This window comes from Paenibacillus sp. 01L418 (genome assembly GCF_056400045.1).
In genome coordinates this window covers 1-6,058 of record NZ_JBFTSN010000388.1, presented here as the reverse complement: position 1 = coordinate 6,058, position 6,058 = coordinate 1, and the positions used below count along the sequence as shown (strand labels likewise).

At 44.5% G+C, this 6,058-nt stretch carries 6 protein-coding genes; 1 reads left to right on the top strand and 5 read right to left on the bottom strand.

The annotated features are described in order from the left end of the window. Positions 1 to 1,189: MATE family efflux transporter (locus tag AC1DSE_RS28425; RefSeq protein ID WP_477528569.1), on the top strand; the 1,189-nt coding region annotated here is incomplete at its 5' end. A 252-nt stretch (positions 1,190 to 1,441) separates the two neighbouring features. On the opposite strand, the gene AC1DSE_RS28420 is transcribed toward AC1DSE_RS28425, so the two are convergent. From AC1DSE_RS28420 to AC1DSE_RS28400, 5 genes are all read right to left on the bottom strand, one after another. Next, a complete protein-coding gene (locus tag AC1DSE_RS28420) occupies positions 1,442 to 2,209 on the bottom strand; it encodes an ABC transporter permease (protein WP_076266041.1) in 768 nt (255 codons plus the stop codon). After that, positions 2,210 to 2,971 (bottom strand): ABC transporter ATP-binding protein, encoded by a 762-nt coding sequence (locus AC1DSE_RS28415; protein ID WP_477511146.1) that lies wholly within the window; start codon positions 2,969 to 2,971, stop codon positions 2,210 to 2,212. Between the two features lie 13 nt (positions 2,972 to 2,984). Then, a complete protein-coding gene (locus AC1DSE_RS28410) occupies positions 2,985 to 3,851 on the bottom strand; it encodes a pentapeptide repeat-containing protein (RefSeq protein ID WP_477511147.1) in 867 nt (288 codons plus the stop codon). Between the two features lie 13 nt (positions 3,852 to 3,864). Continuing rightward, positions 3,865 to 4,194: a PadR family transcriptional regulator gene (locus tag AC1DSE_RS28405; protein ID WP_339209247.1), complete on the bottom strand. Its 330-nt coding sequence runs from the start codon at positions 4,192 to 4,194 to the stop codon at positions 3,865 to 3,867. A 250-nt stretch (positions 4,195 to 4,444) separates the two neighbouring features. Beyond that, entirely contained in the window at positions 4,445 to 5,788 is a 1,344-nt protein-coding gene (locus AC1DSE_RS28400; RefSeq protein ID WP_477511148.1) for an FAD-binding oxidoreductase, read from the bottom strand. Positions 5,789 to 6,058 lie beyond the last annotated feature (270 nt).

Below are 6,058 nucleotides of genomic sequence, written 5' to 3'. Positions count from 1 at the left end.
CGCACTCACCTTGCCTTTATTCGCGGCGATTATGGCACTAGGCAACTTGATTGGCATCGGTAGCGGAGCCTTCATCTCTCGGTTGCTGGGTGAGAAAAAATATGATGATGTTAAGCATGTATCTTCATTTGCCTTTTACAGTAGTTTAGTGCTCGGTCTTATCGTGATGGCCGTTAGTCTCCCGTTGATTGATCCAATCGTTCATGGCCTGGGGGCAACGCCTGACTCCTTCGGATTTACAAAGGACTATGTCACGATAATGCTTATTGGTTCACCAATCGTCGTATTGTTCTTCACGCTGGAGAATATTGTGCGCTCGGAGGGGTCAGCTACCACGTCGATGATCGGTATGATTATCAGTGTTGTCGTAAATATTATTCTAGATGCGCTAGTCATCTTCGTTTTCCATTGGGATGTAATCGGCGTTGCGTCTGCTACAGTCATTTCTAATTTGGTTGMGAGTATATACTACGCCTTTCATATAAGATATAAAAGCCAATTTTTGACCATTTCTATAAAATGGTTTAAGGCTACCAAGGACATTCTAAGCAATGTATTCAAAATCGGAGTTCCCGTTTTTGTTATGAGTATCTTCATGGGAGCAATGTCACTCATCTTTAACCATTTTCTTGTTGAATATGGGGAGCAAGCTATAGCGGGGTTCGGAATTTCATCGCGTTTGCTGCAATTTCCAGAGTTTATTCTGATGGGATTATGTGAGGGAGTCGTGCCGATGATTGCTTTCTCTTTTACAGCGAATAAATTACGCATGAAGCATACCATTACATTCACAATTAAAGTGGTTGTTGCGTTAGCAGTCGTGTTCGGAGTTATCGTCTATCTGATTTCCGACCATTTAATTGGTTTATTTACGAATGACCCGCAATTAATTGAAATGGGCAGCTACATTCTGCATGTGACGTTCTTATCCTTGTTTATTACAGGAATGACCTCGTTGTTTACGGGAATCTTCCAAGCAACAGCGCAAGGAACCGCCGCGTTTATTATGTCAATAATTCAAGGAATTACTCTGATTCCTGTGTTATTTATAGCTAATCGCTTGAATGKCTTTCATGGGGTGGTCTGGTCGCTTGTCATAGCGGATGCCGTCGCGTTCCTTGTTGGAGCCATCATGCTGTATGTCCTACGGAACAAATTGCAGCCGGATTTGGAAAGTTTAGTGCACTAGTAACGAATAAGACGTATGAGGCAGGATAAGGGCACTCCCTGATCTTGCCTTTCTTCGGGTCAAACCGTTTTCCACCGCGAACTAGATTAGCTCCTTGTTCTTATGCTCGAATTGCTTTACTAGTTCATCTGTTGAGAATAACTGATCCAAAGACGGATAAAACTTTTTTCGGTCCAGCATAAAGTTAAAAGAACATCATCATAAAAAAGAATAAACCCAGCACTGGTACAGTACTGGGTCGCATTTCTTCATTTAAAACCGTTTTTTATAAACCCTCATCGCAAAGAAGTAGGCTACAAACAAGATCCCAACGCACCATGCAAGCGCAATCCACAGATCATTGCCTACAGGCTGGTTTGACAGCAACGCGCGAATGGCTTCAACGATTGAGGTTACCGGTTGGTTTTCGGCAAAGGCACGAACGACCGAAGGCATCGATTCGGTCGGCACAAATGCCGAGCTAATAAACGGAAGGAAGATGATCGGGTAGGAAAAAGCGCTTGCTCCATCCACCGATTTTGCCAATAATCCTGCAATGGCAGCGACCCAGGTTAATGCCAGCGTAAACAGCATGAGTATGCCAGCTACTGCAAGCCAGTCTAGTATCCCGGCCGAAGAACGAAAACCCATAATCAAAGCTACGAGAATGATAACGACAACCGAGATAGCATTGGATACTAGTGAGGTCAGCACATGCCCCCATAGTAAGGTAGAACGCGAAATTGGCATGGAATGAAACCGCTCGAAAATACCTCGCTGCACATCGGTAAACAGACGAAATGCCGTGTAGGATATCCCGCTAGCAATCGCAATGAGCAGAATTCCGGGCAATAGATAATTAACGTAGTTATCTGTACCGGTTTGAATTGCACCGCCAAACACATAGACGAACAGCAGCATCATCGCTATCGGAGTGATACAGACCGTGACGATGGTGTCCATACTACGGGAAATATGGCGCATGGAACGTCCGAGCATAACACCCAAATCGTTAAAAAAATGTTTTTTTACCGTCTCCATTTATGCTCCCTCCTTCTTGCCAATAATGGAGAGGAATATCTCTTCCAATGTCGGCTGCTTCTCAATATACTCCACTTTCGTTGATGGAAACATCTTTTTAAGCTCCAAAAGCGTGCCGCTGGCGATGATTTTACCCTTGTGCAGAATAGCTATTCGGTCAGCGAGCTGTTCCGCCTCTTCCAAATACTGCGTAGTTAGGAATACCGTAGTGCCGCTGTCTGCAAGCTCCTTCACGATCTTCCAAACCTCGATGCGTGCCTCGGGATCAAGGCCAGTGGTCGGCTCGTCGAGGAAAATAACCTGCGGTTTCCCTACAAAGCTCAATGCGATGTCGAGCCTGCGGCGCATCCCACCCGAATAAGTAGATACCCTGCGGTTGGCGGCGTCTGTCAGGCCAAAGCGTTGAAGCAAGTCGTCCGCAACTTGCCGCGGATTACTCAGGTATCGCAGTTTGGCAATCATGATTAGGTTTTCTCGTCCAGTCATTAGTTCGTCTACGGCGGCAAATTGTCCGGTTAAACTAATCGCCTGCCTCACATGATCAGGTTTGGACGCCACATCGAATCCCTCAACGACGGCGGTTCCACTGTCTTGTTTGAGCAGCGTGGTGAGGATTTTCACTACCGTCGTTTTACCTGCACCGTTTGAACCGAGCAGTGCAAAAATACTGCCCTTTTCCACCTCGAAATCTACTCCTTTAAGGACAGCAAGCTCTTTGTAAGACTTTTTCAGACCTAATACTTGAATTGATTTGTTTTTCATGTTTTTCCCCTCCTTATCGAACCGTAACTTTAGACAATTCGGCTCCCATGCCTTTAAGCGCAGCATAGGTCAGCTTATCCATGACTGCTTCGTCAAAGCAGATGGTTTTGATGGAGCGGTAATACTTATTAGTCAAGGAAAAAAATGCTTGAAAAGAAACATTCTTGAGTGTAGCACCCTTAAACGAAACTTCATTTATAGCAGACTTGTCAAACTTAACGCCGATAAAGGTTTGCCCGTCAAGACACAGCCCACTCAGGTCACAATATTTGAAGTCCACGCCGTCAAAGATACAACCTTCAAAGATTGTTTTTTTAAGGTCGATCTTGTTTAGCGTGACATCGGTCAGTTTTACGCCTGTGAATTTTGCTCCTTCCATCCCCGAAATACTGAAGTTGGTGCGTACAAGGATCGATTTATTGAAGCTCGCATTGGAAAGATCATTGACAGATAGGGTACAGTCGGTCAGATTTGCGCCGTTAAAATTGGCTTCACGAATGTCACTGCTCTTAAAGGTGCTTCCTGTCAAGTCTGCACCTGCAAAGTCAGAGCCGTGTAATGCACTCGATGTGAAATTTCCTTTATGCGCAATAACACCTGCAAAGTCACTCTTTAGCAAATTGCTCGCGCTAAAGTTTGTCAGTACTTGCCTCTCCAGCGAGCGGGAGAGATTGGCGACTTCCAGTATCGTTTCCTCGATGTCGCCGATGCTCTCAATGGTCTTATTAAACGCTGTTTCATCGTCTTTGCCCTCGGCTTTAAGTTCACGGTACCTCTCCTGTAAATCGGAGAGCAGGTCGGCTTTTAATTCGGTGACGCTTTTCACCCCATCGTATGGCGTAAAAACGTCGTTCAAATAATTCGTCAATTTCTGATTCATCACATCAAACCTCCTATAGTAAGTTTTCAAGCACGCGTTTTGCATACTCCCAGTTGCTATTGTTGCGGGCATATGTTTCCTTGCCCTTCTCGGTAATTCTAAAATATTTGCGCCGTCCGCCCTGTGATTCATCGCCCCAATACCACTCGATATCACCGTCTGTCTCAAGGCGTCTGACACTGGAATACATGGTCGCTTCTTTTAGTTCATACTCACCGCCCGAGCGCTCCGCGATCAATTTGACAATTTCGTATCCATAGCGATCATCTTCGGATAATAGTCGCAATATCATCGTATCGGTATGTCCGCGCAGCAGGTCGGATGTAATTTTGTTCTCACTCATTTAATCACCCCGCAACTGTATAATACGACATACTACTGTGACTGTCAAGGTACTATTTTAATCAAATTACTTTCTCTGTGGTTACGGAAGCCTAGCCCTATCGATTTTAGTTGTAAAATGAAAAATGAACCCAAGGTTCCCCTTGGGTTCACGCGATTAGTTACCTTGTGTGTCTTTGCTGCATGGCATGTGACATGATATCCCCCACAACTTAACTGTGAGAAAGTACCTTATTTCAATTCATTCTCATTCAAGCCGGTGGAATACTTTGAGGATTGTTGAACACATTATTTGGATCATACTTAGCTTTTACTCTACGCAGCCTAGGAAAGTTTTTACCATAATAAACAGGACCAGAACATTTGATACCTTGGTCTGGTACATTGATATAGGAACCTACGATATATGGCTGCAGCTTATGCCTTGTGTTCCGTGCTAAGGCAATATTTTTAGCGGCATGAGATGGCTTAACCCATGAGCTGTTCCATTCGACATAAAATTTGGCTTTACGCCAGTAGAATGCTGTGGCTTTAGGTGCGATACGGCTTATGGCACCACCCCAGTTAAGGAAGAAGAAGCCGGCCGGAGTCCCTCCCTCAGCGTTTTCTAGAAACTCGCGCATAACTTTATAGGCTTTATCTGGAAAAGGACGTCTGCCGAAGCCGCTGGAAAACTGGTTGCTGAACTTTTGTGTCAGCACTGGATCAGGAGCTAACAAAAACTTTGTAGCTTCAAGATATGGTAACAATCGGATGGTTTTTTTTGTAGGCGTCCCCACGCTTAAAATAGGCTCTAATTGACGCAGGGCTTCCGTTTTAGATCCAAGAAACAGACCGATCATGCTAACATTTCCACCCTTTTTGGGTCCAACATTTAATTCGCTGCCCAATCTGGTGCTGGCATTAGGAGCCCAGACTTGCCATTTCTTTACGACTTTTTCGAACTGCTCCCATGGCCACGTTACGCTGAAGACGGTAGCTTTGGCTGGAGCACGCAGTACTTTGAATTTGTATTTTGTGTATACGCCAAAGTTACCGCCTCCTCCACCGCGGGAAGCCCATAGGAGATCGGAATTGCGTTTTTTATTTGCCCGGATTACTCTTCCCTTAGCGTCAACCATTTCTAGTCCGATGAGATTGTCGCTAATGAGGCCAGTCGTTCTTTGGAGCGGACCAATCCCTCCGCCAAGTGTAATTCCACCGATTCCAACCGAAGGACTATCACCAAACGGTGCGATAAAACCTTGTCTTGCCAATTTGTCTACGACTCTTCCTACCCGATTGCCTGACTCAACCACAACAGTTCTGCACTTTTTATTCAACTTGATTTTCTTCATCTCGCTAACATCGATGACAATGCCTCCGTTAACTTGAGAAAGGTTGGTCTCCAAGGCGTGCCGTCCACTTCTCGGGCGAATAGGAACATTATTTTTGCGAGCCCATCTTATAGCGTTTGCAACATCCTGTGTTCTTTGGGCAAAAACAAAAACTTTTGGAAATCTGTCGGTATGAGGATCCCAATTCTTACGAGCCGCTTCATAACCAGGGTTTCCCTTGAAAATCACTCGCCCCGTAAGTTTTGTTATTGATTTCATGTATCCAACTCCTTTATCCATTTCTCCCGCAATTTAGACAGTTGCCATGTATCGTATGAAGGGTTTAACCAGTTGGTATGGACTACTGCTGATAAAGTATATATAAAGAAGATCTCGAATGATCATGGTTTTCATTATTTGTCTTTACAAGTGCATGAATGTTGAACTGATATTTGTATTCCAAACTAAAAAAAGTGACAGTCATGGACCATTAAATAATGTCCTAGACTGTCACTTTTTGATTGAACTAATGACTACTTTTTCGTAATC

Coding starts and splice junctions, on each gene's coding strand:
- AC1DSE_RS28420 (WP_076266041.1), bottom strand. CDS start 2,209: ATGGAGACGGTAAAAAAACATTTTTTTAACGATTTGGGTGTTATGCTC.
- AC1DSE_RS28405 (WP_339209247.1), bottom strand. CDS start 4,194: ATGAGTGAGAACAAAATTACATCCGACCTGCTGCGCGGACATACCGAT.
- AC1DSE_RS28415 (WP_477511146.1), bottom strand. CDS start 2,971: ATGAAAAACAAATCAATTCAAGTATTAGGTCTGAAAAAGTCTTACAAA.
- AC1DSE_RS28410 (WP_477511147.1), bottom strand. CDS start 3,851: ATGAATCAGAAATTGACGAATTATTTGAACGACGTTTTTACGCCATAC.
- AC1DSE_RS28400 (WP_477511148.1), bottom strand. CDS start 5,788: ATGAAATCAATAACAAAACTTACGGGGCGAGTGATTTTCAAGGGAAAC.